Annotated in this window: 12 protein-coding genes; 8 read left to right on the top strand and 4 right to left on the bottom strand. The window is 65.0% G+C overall.

The genetic code is table 11. The features are described from left to right. The first annotated feature begins 19 nt into the window (after positions 1-19). The 3 genes from IF809_RS13295 to IF809_RS13285 are packed head-to-tail and all read left to right on the top strand — an operon-like array spanning position 20 to position 4,070. Positions 20-1,561, top strand: a complete 1,542-nt coding sequence (locus tag IF809_RS13295) for a thymidine phosphorylase family protein (RefSeq protein ID WP_462837846.1) — start codon at positions 20-22, stop codon at positions 1,559-1,561. Then, on the top strand, positions 1,558-2,478 hold the full coding sequence (locus IF809_RS13290; RefSeq protein ID WP_128967284.1) for a ribose-phosphate pyrophosphokinase: 921 nt from the start codon (positions 1,558-1,560) through the stop codon (positions 2,476-2,478). Before IF809_RS13295 ends, IF809_RS13290 begins: the two co-directional genes overlap by 4 nt. Continuing rightward, positions 2,475-4,070 (top strand): MBL fold metallo-hydrolase, encoded by a 1,596-nt coding sequence (locus IF809_RS13285; protein WP_128967285.1) that lies wholly within the window; start codon positions 2,475-2,477, stop codon positions 4,068-4,070. Before IF809_RS13290 ends, IF809_RS13285 begins: the two co-directional genes overlap by 4 nt. A gap of 198 nt (positions 4,071-4,268) precedes the next feature. Here the strand turns inward: IF809_RS13285 and IF809_RS13280 are convergent, their stop codons facing one another. Further along, positions 4,269-4,526, bottom strand: coding sequence for a hypothetical protein (locus IF809_RS13280; protein ID WP_128967286.1), 258 nt, complete (start codon positions 4,524-4,526; stop codon positions 4,269-4,271). Between the two features lie 25 nt (positions 4,527-4,551). Here IF809_RS13280 and IF809_RS13275 point away from each other — a divergent pair, with 25 nt between their 5' ends. After that, positions 4,552-4,878: a hypothetical protein gene (locus IF809_RS13275; RefSeq protein WP_462837784.1), complete on the top strand. Its 327-nt coding sequence runs from the start codon at positions 4,552-4,554 to the stop codon at positions 4,876-4,878. Between the two features lie 23 nt (positions 4,879-4,901). On the opposite strand, the gene IF809_RS13270 is transcribed toward IF809_RS13275, so the two are convergent. Beyond that, a complete protein-coding gene (locus tag IF809_RS13270) occupies positions 4,902-7,430 on the bottom strand; it encodes a cation-translocating P-type ATPase (RefSeq protein WP_462837783.1) in 2,529 nt (842 codons plus the stop codon). Between the two features lie 238 nt (positions 7,431-7,668). On the opposite strand from IF809_RS13270, the gene IF809_RS13265 reads away from it, so the two are divergent. From IF809_RS13265 to IF809_RS13255, 3 genes are all read left to right on the top strand, one after another. Further along, positions 7,669-8,118: a hypothetical protein gene (locus IF809_RS13265; RefSeq protein ID WP_462837782.1), complete on the top strand. Its 450-nt coding sequence runs from the start codon at positions 7,669-7,671 to the stop codon at positions 8,116-8,118. Between the two features lie 96 nt (positions 8,119-8,214). Continuing rightward, the gene (locus tag IF809_RS13260) at positions 8,215-9,882 is read left to right on the top strand and encodes a thiamine pyrophosphate-requiring protein (protein ID WP_283814983.1); all 1,668 of its coding nucleotides are present in this window, start codon (positions 8,215-8,217) and stop codon (positions 9,880-9,882) included. A gap of 96 nt (positions 9,883-9,978) precedes the next feature. After that, positions 9,979-11,925 carry a GAF domain-containing sensor histidine kinase gene (locus IF809_RS13255; protein WP_164938785.1) on the top strand — a complete coding sequence of 649 codons (1,947 nt, stop codon included), beginning with the start codon at positions 9,979-9,981 and terminating at the stop codon, positions 11,923-11,925. Between the two features lie 6 nt (positions 11,926-11,931). Here the strand turns inward: IF809_RS13255 and IF809_RS13250 are convergent, their stop codons facing one another. Then, complete coding sequence (locus tag IF809_RS13250; protein WP_128967292.1) at positions 11,932-13,521, bottom strand: MDR family MFS transporter; 1,590 nt, start codon at positions 13,519-13,521, stop codon at positions 11,932-11,934. Between the two features lie 172 nt (positions 13,522-13,693). Beyond that, a complete protein-coding gene (locus IF809_RS13245) occupies positions 13,694-14,209 on the bottom strand; it encodes a YcgN family cysteine cluster protein (RefSeq protein WP_128969399.1) in 516 nt (171 codons plus the stop codon). A gap of 294 nt (positions 14,210-14,503) precedes the next feature. Here IF809_RS13245 and IF809_RS13240 point away from each other — a divergent pair. Next, positions 14,504-16,454 (top strand): transglycosylase domain-containing protein (locus tag IF809_RS13240; RefSeq protein WP_462837781.1); only part of this gene is annotated, 1,951 nt, incomplete at its 3' end.

The raw sequence follows: 16,454 nt of genomic DNA, 5'->3' as shown, positions 1-16,454 counted from the left end.
AGCTCCTGCGGTCCGCGCCATGCTTCCAGATCCCTCACGCTCCCAGCTCAAGATACGCCGCGTCCATCTCGATACGGGCCGCGAGAACGTGGTCGTCGTCTCCAGGCGCTCGAAGGCGCTGCGTGCGGACATCTTTCGCGGCTTCAGCCGCGTCGAGCTGCGTCTCGACGACAAGACGCTGCTCGCGACGCTCCTGATCACCGACGACGACGCGTTGGCGGCCGAGGACGAGATCGGCCTTTCCGAGCCGGCATTCCACCGCTTCGCAAAGCCCGTCGGCACCCTGGTCACAGTCGCACCGGCCGCGCCTCCGGAAAGCCTCGAAGCGGTCCGCGCCAAGATTCGCGGCCAAACGCTCGACAAGGCCGAGATCGGCGCGATCATCAACGACCTCGCGCATTTTCGCTATTCCGACATGGAGATCGCCGCGTTCCTGATCGGCTCGGCGAGCTTCATCACCAGCGACGAGCTGCTGGCGCTTACCGGCGCCATGGCGCAGGCCGGTACGCAGATGGTTTGGCCGGACCCGATCGTGGTCGACAAGCACTGCATCGGCGGCATTCCCGGCAACCGTACCTCGATGGTCGTGGTGCCGATCGTCGCCGCCCACGGCCTGCCGATCCCGAAGACCTCCTCCCGCGCCATCACCTCGCCGGCCGGAACGGCCGACACGATGGAGGTGCTGGCCCGGGTGAATGTCGGCGTCGAGGAGATGAAATCGATCGTCTCGTCCTGCAGCGGATGCCTGATCTGGGGCGGGCACGTGAACCTGTCGCCGGCCGACGACGTGCTGATCTCGGTCGAACGGCCGCTCAGCCTGGACACTCGCGAGCAGATGGTCGCCTCCATCATGTCCAAGAAGATCGCCGCGGGATCGACCCACCTGCTGATCGACGTTCCGGTGGGGCCGACGGCGAAGGTCACCACCGCGACCGAGGCGATGCGCTTGCGAAAGCTGTTCGAATTCGTCGGCGACCGGTTCGGCCGAGCAGTCGAGGTGATCACGACCGACGGCCGCCAGCCGATCGGCAACGGCATTGGGCCGGTGCTCGAGGCCAACGACGTAATGGCGGTGCTCGGCAACGATAAGGATGCGCCGCGTGATTTGCGCGAGAAATCGCTGCGGCTCGCCGCTCACTTGCTGGAATATGATCCGAAGCTGCGCGGCGGTGCCGGCTATGCACGCGCGCGCGAGCTGCTCGAGAGCGGCGCCGCCCTGAAACAGATGCAGAAGATCATCGACGCTCAGGGGCCGTCGAAATGCAGCACCGAGCTCGGCCCCAGCAGCTTCGAGGTCAAAGCTGCCCATGACGGCGTGGTGTCCGGGATCGACTGCCTGCGCCTCAACCGCCTTGCCCGCACCGCCGGGGCGCCGCTCGACAAGGGCGCCGGCATCCGCCTCTTCAAGAAGATCGGCGATCGCGTCGAGCAAGGCGAGCCACTCTATCGGGTCTACACGTTCGACGGACCCGAACACGATCTCGCCGCCTCTGCCGCCCAGCAGGAGACCGGCTACATCCTCAACGGCCATGAGGCTCTCCAGGGCAGGACGCCGTCGTGAGAACGATCGCGCTTCAAACGCTGCCCTGCGCGACCGGCGCGGCGAAGCGCCTCGCGGGGCGGCTTGAACTTGGCTGCGACGAGATCGCCCTGCACCGCTTTCCCGACGGCGAGCTGCGCGTCACGGTCGCTCCTGCGGCAGAGACGACGATCCTCTATGCGCCGCTCGATCAACCCAACGACAAGCTGATCGCTCTGCTGTTCGCCGCGGAAGCGCTGCGGCGCGGTGGCGCCCGGCGGCTGGTGCTGGTGGCTCCCTATCTCTGCTACATGCGGCAGGACGCCGCGTTTCATCCGGGCGAAGCGATCAGCCAGCGCGCCATGGGCACACTGCTGGCAACGCTCGTGGATCGCATCGTCACGGTGGACGCCCACTTGCACCGCACCCCCAACATCAGGTCCGTCTTTCCAGGCATCGAGGCGCAGAATCTGTCCGCGATGCCGGCGATCGCGGATGCGCTTGGCGCCGATGGTCTCGATCCCGCCACCGTCGTGATCGGTCCCGACGCGGAGTCCGAGCCCTGGGTCAGGGATCTTGCGGCGCGCCTCGGCTTGCAGCACACCGTCGCGCGCAAGACGCGGCAGGGCGATCGCTCCGTGGATATCGATTTTGCCGATCCGGCGCTGCTTTGCGGGCGACCGGCGCTGATGGTCGACGACATCGTCTCGTCGGGAACGACGCTGATGGTCGCAGCGAGGGCACTGCGGGCGATCGGTGCAACGGCCGTCGATGCGGTTGTGACGCATGCGCTGTTTCCGGCCGCGCTGGTGGCCGCATTCGCCGACGCCGGCATCCGCTCGATCCGTTCGACTGACAGCGTGCCGCATCCGACCAACGCGATCACGCTCGATAAGACGCTCGCGGCTGCCCTGTCGTCCGAACTCGGCACGACACATTCCCTGGAGACGACAAGATGAGCATCACCGTTCGCTTCTGCGGGGCCGCCCGCACCGTGACCGGCTCCAGCTATCTGTTCCAGACCGCCGCCGGCACCTTCCTGGTCGATTGCGGCCTGTTCCAGGGGCCGAAAACGCTCAAAGAGCTCAATTACGGCGCCTTCCCTTTTCGTCCCGCGACCGTCCAAGCGGTCCTGCTCACGCACGCCCATATCGACCACAGCGGCTTGTTGCCCAAGCTCGTCCGTGAAGGATTTGCAGGACCGATCCTGGCGACGCGGGGCACGATCGACCTCTGCTCCTACATGCTGCCGGACGCCGGCAGCATCCAGGAGTCGGAGGTCGCGCAGCTCAACCGGCGCAACGCCTCGCGCGGGCGCAAGGAGGTGCAGCCGATCTACACGCAGGCCGACGCGATCGCATCGCTGCAATCGTTTCGCGCCGTCGACTATGAACACTGGACCGACGTGATCCCGGGCGTCCGCGCGCGCTATTGGAACGCCGGCCATCTGCTCGGCTCCGCCTCGATCGAGCTCGAGATCGCCGAACAGGGTTCGCAGCGTCCGTTGCGCGTGCTGCTCTCCGGCGACGTCGGCCCGGAGGCAAAGCTGCTCCAGCCCGATCCCGAAGCGCCAAGCGACCTCGACTATGTGATCTCCGAATCCACCTATGGCGATCGCGTACGCGCCGCCACGACGCCCGCGCTCCGCAGGCAGCACCTCGCCGCCGAGGTGCGCGAGGCGGCGGCGGCCGGAGGCGCGCTGCTGATACCGGCCTTCGCGGTCGAACGAACGCAGGAGCTGATCGTCGATCTCGTCGATCTGATGGAGCACGGCGCGATCCCGACCGCGCCGATCTTCCTCGACTCGCCGCTGGCGATCCGCGCCACCGAAGTGTTCCGCCGGCACGCCGCGAGCCTCGATCCGGCCGTCGACGCCGAACGCCTGCTCAACTCGCCGCACCTCAAATTCACCGAGACCGCCGATGAGAGCAAGGCGATCATGCGCCTCAGCGGATTTCACATCATCATCGCGGCCAGCGGCATGTGCGATGCCGGCCGCATCCGCCATCACCTGAAGCGCTGGCTCTGGAACGAGCGCGCGACCGTGCTGCTCGCCGGCTTCCAGGCCAACGGCACGCTCGGCCGCTTCCTGCAGAACGGCGCCAAGGCCGTGCGGATCCAGGGGGAGGAAATCCGGGTCGCGGCGCGGATCCGCATGATCGACGAATATTCCGGTCACGCCGACGGCGCCGGAATGGCGGGCTGGATCGCGGCGCGCCGTCCCATCGCCCGCGGACTGTTCCTGGTCCACGGCGAGGAAGGCGCCATCTCCGGGCTGGCGGACCGCGTCGCCGAACGCATCATTCCCGCCGCCAAGGTCTACCAGCCGATGCTGGACGACATCTATGAGCTTGCCGCTGCCGAACCGCGCGTGATGGATGCCGATCATCGCCGGCGCCTCGCGCCGGAGGCCGTGACCCATCTCGACTGGCACAACGAGATGTCGGAGCTGATGCTCGACATCAACGACAGGGTTGGGGCCGCTGCCGACGATCGTGCGCGCGGCGTGATCATCCGAAGACTGCGGCGGGCACTGCAGGACAACGGATAGAGCGACATTCGACGCGGTCGGAGCCACAAACTCCTGTTCGATCCGGTCGCGGGCCGCGTCTGAGAATGTTTTCCTCCGAGGCGAGACCCATCAATGCGACGTCCTGAGTTCCCTTGACCCAGGTCAATCCGGTGCCCCTCCTCCCGATGTAGTTTTTCCTGGTCTTCAATGGGCCAGCCGATGCGACGCAATTTCACGCTACCCGAGCTTGAGCAAGAGCTGTTCAATCTGCGTGAAGGCGCGGTCCACCGCATGCTGCGGTGCGACTACGAGCGGCTGTTCGGCGAGAATGATGCAGCTCTGGGGCGCTTGCGCAATTTTGCAAAAAGCCACGACTGCGTGGCAAACTTCGCCGACGACGCCATCTTGTTTCGCAGGCGTCTCCAGCATGACCAGAGCACGACCCCGCCCGGGTAGACGCTGTTTTTCGACGTCGCCCTTCAATTGTGGTAACATGCAGCTTCCTCCCGGGAGTAGCGGCATGAATCAGTTCGTCGCGCGCGCCAATATAGATCATTACCTTGGCCTGCTGGACGGCGGGCTTTTGCCGCAAAACCGTAGCACCATGCTGATCGCCGAAGAGGACAAGCTCAGTCACGATCTCGAGCAACTCGAATTTGCCGAGAACAGGGCCGCAAACGGTCGCCTTCGCCTGAACCATGTCAGGACCCTTCTCGACTCGTTTGCCCTGGACACTCCGGAGCGCGAACAAGCGGGCCGTTTGCTGGTCAATCTCGAAAACCTGCAAACGCTCCTCGAGGATTTTTGTCATCGATTGAGGGCGCAAATCACCTCACGGGGTCCCTGAGGGGCGGCGCCAAACCACCTGACTCAAGCCGGCCCCGAGGTCCGCACCCTGCGGCGCAACGGGTATTTCGAGAGTTCCAGCAGCACCAGGGAGATCAACGCGACCACCGCCGTAGCGGCAAGATCATCCGCGTGCAGGGGACCAAAGCGGAACAGGCCCGCCGCGGCCGGCCACACCAGACTCAGGGCAAGCACCGACGTCACGAACACCACGATGATGGCCAGCGTCCGGTTCGGACGGGTAAAAGCTTCGACCAGCGACGTCGAGAACGACCGGTTGACGAAGATCAAGCTCACGATCACCAACACCAGCGAGAAGAATGTCAGTGCGCGCACCTCGCTCGCCGGCATGCCATATCGGTTTGCCGTCACCATTACCCCCCCGGTCAGGGCCAGCGCCAAGCCTCCCTGCAGCGCCGACCAGATCAGCAGAGGCCTCGGCAGCAAAGGCTCGTCCGGTGAACGCGGCGGCCGCTGCATCACGTCGCTCTCCTCGGTTTCCGCCTCGAAGACCAGAGAACAGACGGGATCGATGATCATCTCGAGAAACGCGATGTGAACCGGGCCGAACAGCAGCGGCATCCCTGTGAGCAGCGGCAACAGCGCAAGTCCGGCGATCGGAACGTGGACGGCAAGGATGAAGCTCATCGCCTTGCGTAGATTGTCGTAGATCCGGCGGCCGAGCCGGATGGCCTTCACGATCGAGCCGAAATCGTCGTCGAGCAGAACGATCGAGGACGCTTCGCGCGCCACGTCGGTGCCCCGCCCACCCATGGCGATGCCGATATGGGCGGACTTCAGCGACGGTGAATCATTGACGCCGTCGCCGGTCATGGCGACGATCTCGCCCGCGCGCTTGAGCGCATCGACGATGCGCAGTTTCTGGGCCGGCGCTATTCGCGCGAAGACGGCTCGTCCCCGTGCCGCGCCGGCGAGTTCGGCATCGGCCATGGCTTCGACATCCGTGCCGGTCAGGACGCGTTCGGGATCGAGGCCCGCCTGCAGCGCGATGGCCGACGCAGTCGCGGGATAGTCGCCCGTGATCATGACGACGTGGATGCCTGCGGAACGGCATTCGGCAATGGCATCCTCGACTTCAGGCCGCAGCGGATCGGCAAAACCGGTCAGGCCGCAAAAGTGAAAGGGAAAGCCGCGTTGAGTCTCGGGACAATCCGCCTCCGCCCAATTCGCCCGCGCCACACCGAGCACCCGGAGCCCTTCACGTGCGAGCGCGTCAACGCGCGCCCGCAATTCAGCCAACTCTTCCTCGCTCATTCCGCAAAGCATGCCAACTGTCTCGGGAGCGCCCTTCGCCGCCACAACGGACTCGTTATCGTTGCGGCGCCACACGTTCGACATGGCCAAGAGGCCGGGACGCAAGCCATAGCTCCGCACCAGCCGCAACTCGCCACCGGCATCCGGGCTGAGCGCGTGCAATGCCTTCTCCATCGGATCGAACGGCTCGCGGGCACAGGCCAGCACGCCGGTTTCGATCAACGGATTGAACGCGGGGGCAACGCGCGTTGCGGCGTCCGGCGTACATTGCGTCCCGTCGGGCAGCATCAGGCGCGCGACCGTCATGCGGTTTTCCGTCAGCGTGCCGGTCTTGTCTGTGCAGAGCACGGTCGCGGCGCCCAGCGATTCAATGGCCGAGGCGCGCCGCGTCAACACCCGCGCCTGCGAGATGCGCCAGGCGCCCATGGCGAGGAACACCGTCAGGACCACCGGAAACTCCTCCGGAAGCATCGACATGCCGAGCGCGATGCCGGCGAGCACGCCCTCCAGCCATCCGCCGCGATAGAGTCCGTACAGGAGAACGGCCAACGCGATTACGAAAGCGCTGACGACGGCGAATATCGCCACCAGCCGCGTCGTCTGCTGCTGCAGGCGGGGTGCTTCGGTCGCGAGCGAATGCAGGGACTGTCCGATCTTGCCGATCTCGCTCAAGACGCCGGTCGAGGTCACTTCGGCCAGACCGCTGCCGCGAACCACTAGCGTGCCGGAGAACACGAACGGCTGGTCGTCACCGCCGGCGCGCGGCGGGATCGATTGTTCGGACGCCGCTCGAGCTTGTTTTCGAACCGGAACCGATTCCCCCGTCAGCAGGGATTCATCCAGCAGGAGATCGACAGATCGCAGGACCACGGCGTCCGCGGCCACGCGATCCCCCTCGGAGAGGACGATCAGGTCGCCGCGAACGACCTCGCGACCGGGAATTCGGATGCGCTCGCCGCCACGGATCACCAGCGCGCGCGGGCTGGTCAGATCGCGTAAGGAATCGAGCACACGCTCGGTGCGCGCCTCCTGCACAATCGTGATGACGATAGAGAGCGTTGCGAACGCCAGAAGCAGCAGCGCCTCGCCGAGATCCCCCAGAACGAAATAGATCAGGCCGCCCGCCAGCAACAGCAGCAGCATGGGCTCGCGCAGCACCTCGATGACGAGGCGCATGATCGTCCGCCGGCCCGCGGGAGGCAGCTCGTTGAAGCCTTCGGCCTGCAGCCGGGCCTGTGCTTCGGATGCGGTCAGCCCCTGCATCGCCTGTGATTTCATGAAGTTTCCCAAGATTCCTTGGACGATGAGAGCGCGCCATCTCATCGTCGCCGTCATCATGCCATGCTGCAAGAGGCTGCCAGCTTGACCTGGGTCAAACGCCAACGCGACATGGCGCCATCCCGCTCGGCTCAATGCTATTTCCGTGGACTTCGACGGCCCTGTCAGTGATATCTTCCTGGCCGGGCTCGATGAGCCTTGCGGTCAACCAGCGAACCAAGGCTCCCGAAGTATGCCGATGAAACGCGCCACGCTGCTTGCGCTCGGCCTGCTGCTTGTCGGCGCATCGACCCAGGACAGCACGAGAGCACAGAATTCGGCCGCGCCGCCGGTTTCGCTCACTCCGCCCAACGCCTCTCCACCGCATACGGGCGCCAAAGCCGTCAAGCCCAGGAGGGAGCCGGCCTTGGTGACGAACGATCCTCGCGCCCCAGCGACGTCGGGCCGAGACCCGTCGCCGCCTGTGATCGGCGCGCCTCCGGCATCGCCGAACCCGGCGACCGATTACGACGGCTTCAGTGCCGGCACCGACGACAATGACGCACCCAGCCAGGTGACGCCGCCCGTGAGGTTACGCGCAGCGAAGGGCTCCGGTCGGAATGCAAACGGCCTCGACGCGCAGTCATCGATTGATCAGGAAGACGACGCGCTGAAGCGCAAGCTGACGATTTGCAGGAACTGCAAGTAGAGGCCGGCATCTCGCTGCATGGCTGACCTACCGCAGCGCGTGCCACCGCGGCTTTACCCTCCCCCAATTTCCTGATCCTCTCTCCCCAACAGCCGGATCAACCGGCTTTGCCAGGGAGAGAGAGACGCCATGAAGCTCGGCACCGCCATTGCGGAAATCATGCGGCGTGAGGGAATCGAGATCCTCTGCGGTTATCCCGTCAATCATCTGATCGAGCACGCGGCGAAGGCCGAGATCCGGCCCGTGATGGTGCGGCAGGAGCGCGTCGGCGTGCACATGGCGGATGCGATCTCGCGGGTGACGTCAGGGCGCACGATCGGCGCATTCTGTATGCAGCATGGGCCAGGCGCGGAGAACGCGATGGGCGGCGTCGCGCAATGCTTTGGCGAATCCGTTCCAGTGCTGGTGTTGCCGATGGGCTATCAGCGGCGGCTGGCGCATATCGGGCCGAACTTCAACTCCAGCGAGGCGATGAAGCCGTTTTCGAAATCCTCCGAACCGATCATCTTGGCGGCCGAGGTTACCAACATCTTCCGTCGCGCCTTCACCAAGCTGAAGAACGGACGCGGCGGGCCCGTGATCGTCGAAATCCCCGCCGACATGTGGAACGAGGAGGTGCCGGAACCGCTGAACTACACGCCGGTGCTGCGCACCCGCTACGGCGCCGATCCCGTGCATGTGAAGGAAGCAGCAAGCTTGCTTGTCAACGCCAAGCGCCCCGTGATCTATGCCGGCCAGGGCGTCCATTACGCGCAGGCATGGCCGCAGCTGAAACGGCTTGCGGAACGGCTGGCCATTCCTGTCACCACCAGCCTCGGCGGCAAATCGTCGTTTCCGGAGACGCATCCGCTCTCGCTCGGCTCCGGCGGCCTCGCCGTGCCGCGCGCGGTGCCGAAATTCCTCGGCGAAGCCGACGTCATCTTCGGCATCGGCTGCTCCTTCACCGAGACGAGTTTCGGCATTGCGATGCCGAAAGGCAAGGCCATCATCCACTCCACGCTCGATCCGAACCATCTCAATAAGGATGTCGAGGCAAAGATCGGCCTCGTCGGCGATGCCGGGCTCGTGCTTGATGCTCTGCTGGAGGAGGTCAATAAGACGGTCAGCACGGATCGAGATGCATCGGCCGTGGCGGCCGAGATCGCGGCCTCGCACGAGGAGTGGCTGGCGAAGTGGATGCCCAAGCTCACCAGCAACGATGCGCCGCTCAGCCCCTATCGCGTGCTGTGGGACCTGCAACACACCGTCGACATCGACAACACCATCATCACCCACGATGCCGGCAGCCCGCGCGATCAGCTCTCGCCGTTCTGGAAAGCTGTGACTCCCCTCTCCTATCTCGGCTGGGGCAAGACGACGCAGCTCGGCTACGGCCTTGGCCTTGCGATGGGCGCCAAGCTGGCAAAGCCCGACAAGCTCTGCATCAATGTCTGGGGCGATGCGGCGATCGGCTTTACCGGCATGGATTTCGAGACCGCAGTGCGCGAGCGCATCCCCATCATGTCGATCCTCTTGAATAATTTCTCGATGGCGATCGAGTTGAAGGTGATGCCGATCTCGACCGAGAAATATCGCTCGACCGACATTTCCGGCGACTACGCAGCGATGGCGCGCGCCTTCGGCGGCCATGGCGAGCGGGTGACGAGGCCAGAGGATATCATCCCGGCGATCAAACGCGGCATCCAGAAAACAAGGGAAGGCGTGCCGGTGCTGCTCGAGTTCATCACCACCAAGGAGACCGAGGTCTCGCGGCCGGGGACGTGAGGCGACCGCAGCGCCGAGGGCGCTGGCTCCAGCTGCAGGAGATGTGATAATCCGGCCCTCGTGCCGCGCGCGCCGCGGCACCAAGCCGGATTGCGAATGACAACCCCGTCCAAGGAACTCGAACAGCAATTGCGGATGGCGGCAGCCGAGACAGCGCGACTGCGCGATCGGCAAAGTGCCAGCGCCGAAATCCTGCGCACCATCGCGGCCTCCCCGTCTGATGCCCGGCCGGTCTTCGAGGCAATCGCATCGAGCTCAAAGCGTCTACTCGGCGGCTTCTCCGCGACCGTGCTGCAATTCATCGGCGACGAGCTGCATCTGGTAGCGTTTACGCCGACCAGTCCGGATGGCGACGAAGGGCTGAAGGCGTCGTTCCCGCGGCGGATCGAGGATTTTCCAACCTTCGCCCTGGTTCGCGGCGGGGAGACGATCCAGTTTCCGGATGCCGAGGCTGAGGACGTCCCGGAGCTGAACCGGGACCTTGCGCGGCTGCGCGGCTTTCGCAGCGTGCTGTTCATGCCGCTGATGAACCGCGGCACGGCGGTCGGCATGATCAGCGTCACGCGCATCGAACCCGGTGCGTTCACGCCCGACCTTGTGGAATTGCTTCAGACTTTTGCCGATCAGGCCGTGATCGCGATCGAGAACGCCCGGCTTTTCAACGAGACGCGCGAGACGCTGGAACGGCAGACTGCGACCGCCGACATTTTGAAGGTGATGGCGGCCTCGCCCTCCGACGTGCAGCCGGTGTTCGATGCCATCGCCACCAATGCCAACCGGCTGATCGGCGGCTTCTCCACTGCGGTGCTGCGCTATATCGATGGCGAAGCGCATCTGGCGGCCTTCACGCCGGGCGATCCCGAGGGCGACCGCGTGCTGCAAGCGTCGTTCCCGGTGCCGTTCGCGCAATTCCCGGCCTACCAGCTCACGGCCAATGGTCGTCAGGCGCAACTGCCCGATACCGAGCTCGAGCCGGCCGCACGCGACATCGCGCGCGCCCGTGGCTTTCGCAGCATGCTGTTCACGCCGCTGATGAGCGAAGGCGAGGCCAAAGGCGTCATCATCGCCACGCGGCGCACGGCCGGTGCGTTCGCCGAGCATCACGTGCGGCTGTTGCAAACCTTCGCCGACCAGGCGGTGATCGCGGTCAAGAATGTCAGCCTGTTCAACCAGGTTCAGGCCCGCACCATCGAGCTCGCCAGATCTCTCGACGACTTGCGAGCGGCGCAGGACCGGCTGATCCAGACCGAGAAGCTGGCCTCGCTCGGCCAGCTCACCGCCGGCATCGCACACGAGATCAAGAACCCGCTCAACTTCGTCAACAATTTCGCCGCGCTGTCGACTGAGCTGGCGGACGAACTGAACGAGGTGCTTGCGCCGGTTTCACTCGCCGCCGAGGTTCGCAGCGAGGTCGACGAACTGACGGGCATGCTGAAGGACAATCTGCAAAAGATCGTACAGCACGGCAAACGTGCCGATTCCATCGTCAAGAACATGCTGCTGCATTCCCGCGAGGGCGGCGGCGAGTATCGGTTGAGCGACATCAATGCGTTGGTCGAGGAGAGCCTCAACCTTGCCTATCACGGCGCGCGCGCCGAGCAGCCGCAGTTCGAAGTCACCTTGAAACGCGCGTTCGATCCGGCGGCAGGCTCCGCCGAACTGTTCCCGCAGGAGATCACGCGGGTGCTGCTGAACCTTGTCTCGAACGCGTTCTATGCGGCGGTAAAACGCAAGGTGGAAAGTGGCGCCGGCACGTTCGAGCCGACCATAACCGCCACGACGCGCGACCGGGGCGATGCCATCGAGATCCGCATCCGCGACAACGGCACCGGCATTCCGAACGATGTGAAAGCGAAGATATTCAACCCGTTCTTCACCACCAAGCCGGCCGGCGAAGGCACTGGCCTCGGGCTGTCGATGAGCCACGACATCGTCGTGAAGCAGCACGGCGGCACGATCGAGGTCGCGACGGAGCCCGGCAAGTTCACGGAATTTACGATTGTGCTGCCGCGAAAGAACAGCTTTGTGGACGGCAGCGGCTAACCGTCCCTACTCCGCCATCTCGACGGCCTGCGTGGTGGAGGGACCGGCCAGCGGCCGCTCCTCCATCATGATCAGGCAGAGCGAGGCGGTGGTCATCAGCGCGGTCGCGGCTGCGAAGACATAGCGGAAGGCATGCCGCATGTCCTCGACGGGGATCGCGGGGATGCCGCCGGCGGCATGATGTTCGCCCGCCAGCGGAATGTCGGCGCCCAGCGCGATCAGCAAGATGGCGGCGAACGCGGCGACTGTGAATGAGGACATCAGCGCGCGGAAGAAATTCATCGCGCCCGTGATGGTGCCGACTTGCGGACGGGCCACCGAGTTCTGCAGCGAGACCACACAGACTGGGAAGGTCGTGCCGAGCCCGAGCGCGAACGCGGCCATCAGCGTCAAGAGGCCCCAGAGCGGCAGCGTCGTGACGGTGAGCCCGAGGCCGCAGATCGCTGCCCACGAGGTGCCGATGATGGCGACCCGCTTGTAGTGCTTGGCACGTGCCATGGTGCGGCCGGCGATCGCGGCACCGCAGGTCGAGACCGCCGCGAGCGGAATCAACGCAAGCCCCGCCTCGCTGGCGCTGAGGTGGTAGACTGACTCGTAATAGAGCGGCAGCTGCACGGTGAGGCCGGTGATGGCGCCGAGGCCGCAGCCGCCGGCGGTGAGAGCAAAGGGCGCGACCGATCCGCCGAGCAGCGGCAACGGCAGGAACGGTTCATCAGCGCGGCGCGCGTGCCAGACGAACGTGAGCGCAAGCGCGACCGCGCCACCCACCATCGACAGCACGGTCGGCGAGAGCCAGGGATAGCGCGTGCCGCCCCAGGTCAGAACCAGCATGAAAACGACGGCGGAGGCCATCAGCAGCACGCCGCCGAGCCAGTCGACCTTGCGCTTGCGGTGGAACACCGGGATCTTCTTCATCTTCGGCAGCAGCAGCCCCAGCGCCGCTGCGGCGAGCGGCAGGTTGATCCAGAAGATCATCGACCAGTGCAGATGCTCGGCGAATACGCCACCGATGACGGGGCCGAGAATTCCGCCGACCATCCAGACGCTGGAGAAGTAGGCCTGATACTGGCCGCGCTCGCGCGGAGAGACGACGTCGGAGATCACGGTCTGCACGACCGGCATGATGCCGCCGCCGCCGAGACCCTGGAGGCCGCGCGCCAGGATCAGCATCGGCATGCTCGGCGCGATCGCGCACAGGATCGAGCCGGCAATGAAAAGGCTGAGCGAGGTGATGAGCATGGCCTTGCGGCCGTAGATGTCGCTCAGCGTCCCGAACACCGGCGCAACGGCGGTCGAGGCGAGCAGATAGGCGGTGATGACCCAGGACAGGTTTGAGACGTCCTGGAACTGGCGGCCGATCGTCGGCAGCGCGGTGGCGACGATGGTCTGGTCGAGGGCGGCCAGGAACATCGTGAGCATCAGGCTCATGACGATGGTGCGGACCTCGTCCTGTGACAGCGGCGCCGGCGGCGAGATTGACGGCGAGTCGCTGACGCTCATGACCTCGCCCGGAAGGCGGGTCAGTTCCTCGGCGATGTCGTCGGGCAATGTCTGGATGTCGGCAGACTGGCTGCTCTGCCGTGTGAACTGGTTCATCTCGGGCTGTCGGATCGAGCGTGTTGCGGTGCAAAGCCGCGAAGGATTCGTGCTATGAAGTCAATGTAGACAGCAAAGTCCTTCTCGGGCAGGCACCCCGGCGCATGGGTGCATCCCGCACTGCGGTCATCCCGAACAAGTGATCTGAAACGGCAGGCGGAGCAGGCCTTGATCAATCCTTGGGGCGTCGCTTCAGGCGTGCCCGTTTGGGGAGCTGCCCCGGCCATTGCACGAGGTTGTTCTCAAGTTCGTCGTCCGGGATCTCGTCTTCCGTACCGGCAACCCGGCCGCGCACGGAGACGCCGGCCTCATGCACCGTATTGGGATCGCCGGAGATCAGCGGGTGCCACCAATAGAGATCGCGCCCTTCCGCAACCAGCTTGTAGCCGCAGCTCGGCGGCAGCCATTTCAGGACGCGGACACTCTCGGGCGTCATGACAACGCAGTCCGGTACGTAGTCGAAGCGATTCGTGTAGTCCTTGCAGCCGGCCGTACAGGAATCGAGCATTTTGCAGCTGACATCGGTGAAATAGATCTCGCCGGTATCTTCATCTTCGAGCTTGCTCAGGCAGCAACGGCCGCAGCCGTCGCACAGGCTCTCCCATTCGGCCGTCGACATATCCTCCATCTTCTTGGTTTTCCAGAAGAATCCATCCTGGTCTGAAGGTCGTTTAGGAGCTGCGGTCATGCGTCTGATACTGATCCAAAGAGCTGCGGCCAGCGCCATCTAGGGGGCGCGGCGGCAAAGCTGCAAGCAACGGTCCCAAAAGACCCGTAATGAACCGGGGTTCAATTAGGCCTGTTGTTCAAAATTGCGAGCGTGACCATTGGTTTATAGGCACTGCTCGGCTAGAAGAACAGCAAGTCCCCTGAGGTCCGCGACACGGGCGCCTTGGGTTTGCCGCAACAATCCCGCAAGACGTCTCGATGCCGCCCCGGCCGGGTGCTTGAACGCTTTCGAACCGAGCCTCAAGGGTTCTAGGTGGTCCAGAACACGCCATCCAACTGGAAGACCCGCGTCAGGAACTTCTTCCTGGACCTCGATGCACGCATCGACTCCTCATTGTTCTCCTCGGCCAAGGGCATCCGCGAGCTCTACGAGCGCTACTCGACCTTCATGGACCGTTTCTATGTCGGGCGGTGGAAGCGCTGGGTGTTCATCGAGCCGCTGTCGGAAGCCGCGACCATCGGCCTCGGCGGCATGGTCCTGATGCTGATCCTCGCCATCCCCGCCTTCCGCGAGACCGCGGACGAGGACTGGCTGAAGAAATCCGACCTCGCGGTGACGTTTCTCGACCGCTACGGCAATCCGATCGGAAGCCGTGGTATCAAGCACAACGACTCGATCCCGCTGGAAGATTTCCCCGATGTCCTGATCAAGGCGACGCTCGCGACCGAAGACCGCCGCTTCTACGACCATTTCGGCATCGACATCGCCGGCACCGCCCGCGCGCTCGTCACCAACGCCCAGGCCGGCGGCGTGCGCCAGGGCGGCTCCTCGATCACCCAGCAGCTCGCCAAGAACCTGTTCCTGAGCAACGAACGCACCATCGAGCGCAAGATCAACGAGGCCTTCCTCGCGGTCTGGCTGGAATGGCGCCTGACCAAGAACGAGATCCTCAAGCTCTATCTCGACCGCGCCTATATGGGCGGCGGCACCTTCGGCGTCGACGGCGCGGCGCATTTCTACTTCAACAAGTCGGCGCGCGACGTGAATCTCGCAGAAGCCGCGATGCTTGCCGGCCTGTTCAAGGCGCCGACGAAATACGCCCCGCACATCAACCTGCCCGCCGCGCGCGCCCGCGCCAACGTCGTGCTCGACAATCTCGTCGATGCCGGCTTCATGACCGAGGGCCAGGTGTTCGGCGCCCGTCGCAACCCGGCCTTCGCGGTCGACCGCCGCGACGAGGCCTCGCCGAACTATTATCTCGATTATGCCTTCGACGAGATGCGCAAGCTGGTCGACACCTTCCCGAAATCCTACACCGAGCGCGTCTTCGTCGTGCGCCTCGCGATCGACACCAATGTGCAGAAGGCGGCCGAAGACGCCATCGAGAACCAGCTGCGACAGTTCGGCCGCGACTATCACGCGACGCAGGCCGCAACCGTCGTCGCCGATCTCGACGGCGGCATCCGCGCCATGGTCGGCGGCCGCGATTACGGCGCGAGCCAGTTCAACCGCGCCACCGACGCCTATCGGCAGCCCGGCTCCTCGTTCAAGCCTTACGTCTACACCACGGCGCTCCTGAACGGCTTCACGCCGAACTCGGTCGTCGTCGACGGCCCGGTCTGCATCGGCAATTGGTGCCCGCAGAACTATGGCCATTCCTATTCCGGCGCGGTCACGCTGACGCAGGCGATCACGCGCTCGATCAACGTCGTGCCGGTGAAGCTGTCGATCGCGATCGGCCAGAAGGAGCAGCCGAAGGCGCCGAACCCGGCCAAGATCGGCCGCGCCAAGATCGTCGAGGTCGCGCGCCGCTTCGGCATCAAAGCCCCGCTGCCCGACACGCCATCGCTGCCGATCGGCTCGGATGAAGTCACCGTGCTCGAGCACGCGGTCGCCTATGCGACCTTCCCGAATCGCGGCAAGGCGGTGACGCCGCATGCGGTGCTCGAAGTGCGCACCGGCGCGGGCGATCTGGTCTGGCGCTGGGACCGCGACGGCGCGAAGCCGAGGCAGGCGATTCCGCCGAATATCGCCGCCGACATGGCCGGCATGATGAGCCACGTCGTCAGCGAGGGCACTGCTCGCCGCGCTGCGCTCGACGGCATTCCGACCGCGGGCAAGACCGGTACCACCAATGCATATCGCGACGCCTGGTTCGTCGGCTACACCGGCAATTTCACCTGCGCGGTCTGGTACGGCAACGACGACTACTCGCCGACCAACCGGATGACCGGTGGCTCGCTGCCGGCGCAGACCTGGCACG

The sequence above is a fragment of the Bradyrhizobium sp. UFLA06-24 genome (genome assembly GCF_054967145.1).
This window is presented reverse-complemented; position numbering and strand designations above follow the sequence as displayed.

Excerpts from the sequence above, each read along its gene's own strand:
- IF809_RS13295 (WP_462837846.1), top strand. The coding sequence starts at position 20 with ATGCTTCCAGATCCCTCACGCTCCCAGCTCAAGATACGCCGCGTCCAT.
- IF809_RS13285 (WP_128967285.1), top strand. The coding sequence starts at position 2,475 with ATGAGCATCACCGTTCGCTTCTGCGGGGCCGCCCGCACCGTGACCGGC.
- IF809_RS13280 (WP_128967286.1), bottom strand. The coding sequence starts at position 4,526 with ATGTTACCACAATTGAAGGGCGACGTCGAAAAACAGCGTCTACCCGGG.
- IF809_RS13275 (WP_462837784.1), top strand. The coding sequence starts at position 4,552 with ATGAATCAGTTCGTCGCGCGCGCCAATATAGATCATTACCTTGGCCTG.
- IF809_RS13270 (WP_462837783.1), bottom strand. The coding sequence starts at position 7,430 with ATGAAATCACAGGCGATGCAGGGGCTGACCGCATCCGAAGCACAGGCC.
- IF809_RS13265 (WP_462837782.1), top strand. The coding sequence starts at position 7,669 with ATGAAACGCGCCACGCTGCTTGCGCTCGGCCTGCTGCTTGTCGGCGCA.
- IF809_RS13255 (WP_164938785.1), top strand. The coding sequence starts at position 9,979 with ATGACAACCCCGTCCAAGGAACTCGAACAGCAATTGCGGATGGCGGCA.
- IF809_RS13250 (WP_128967292.1), bottom strand. The coding sequence starts at position 13,521 with ATGAACCAGTTCACACGGCAGAGCAGCCAGTCTGCCGACATCCAGACA.
- IF809_RS13245 (WP_128969399.1), bottom strand. The coding sequence starts at position 14,209 with ATGACCGCAGCTCCTAAACGACCTTCAGACCAGGATGGATTCTTCTGG.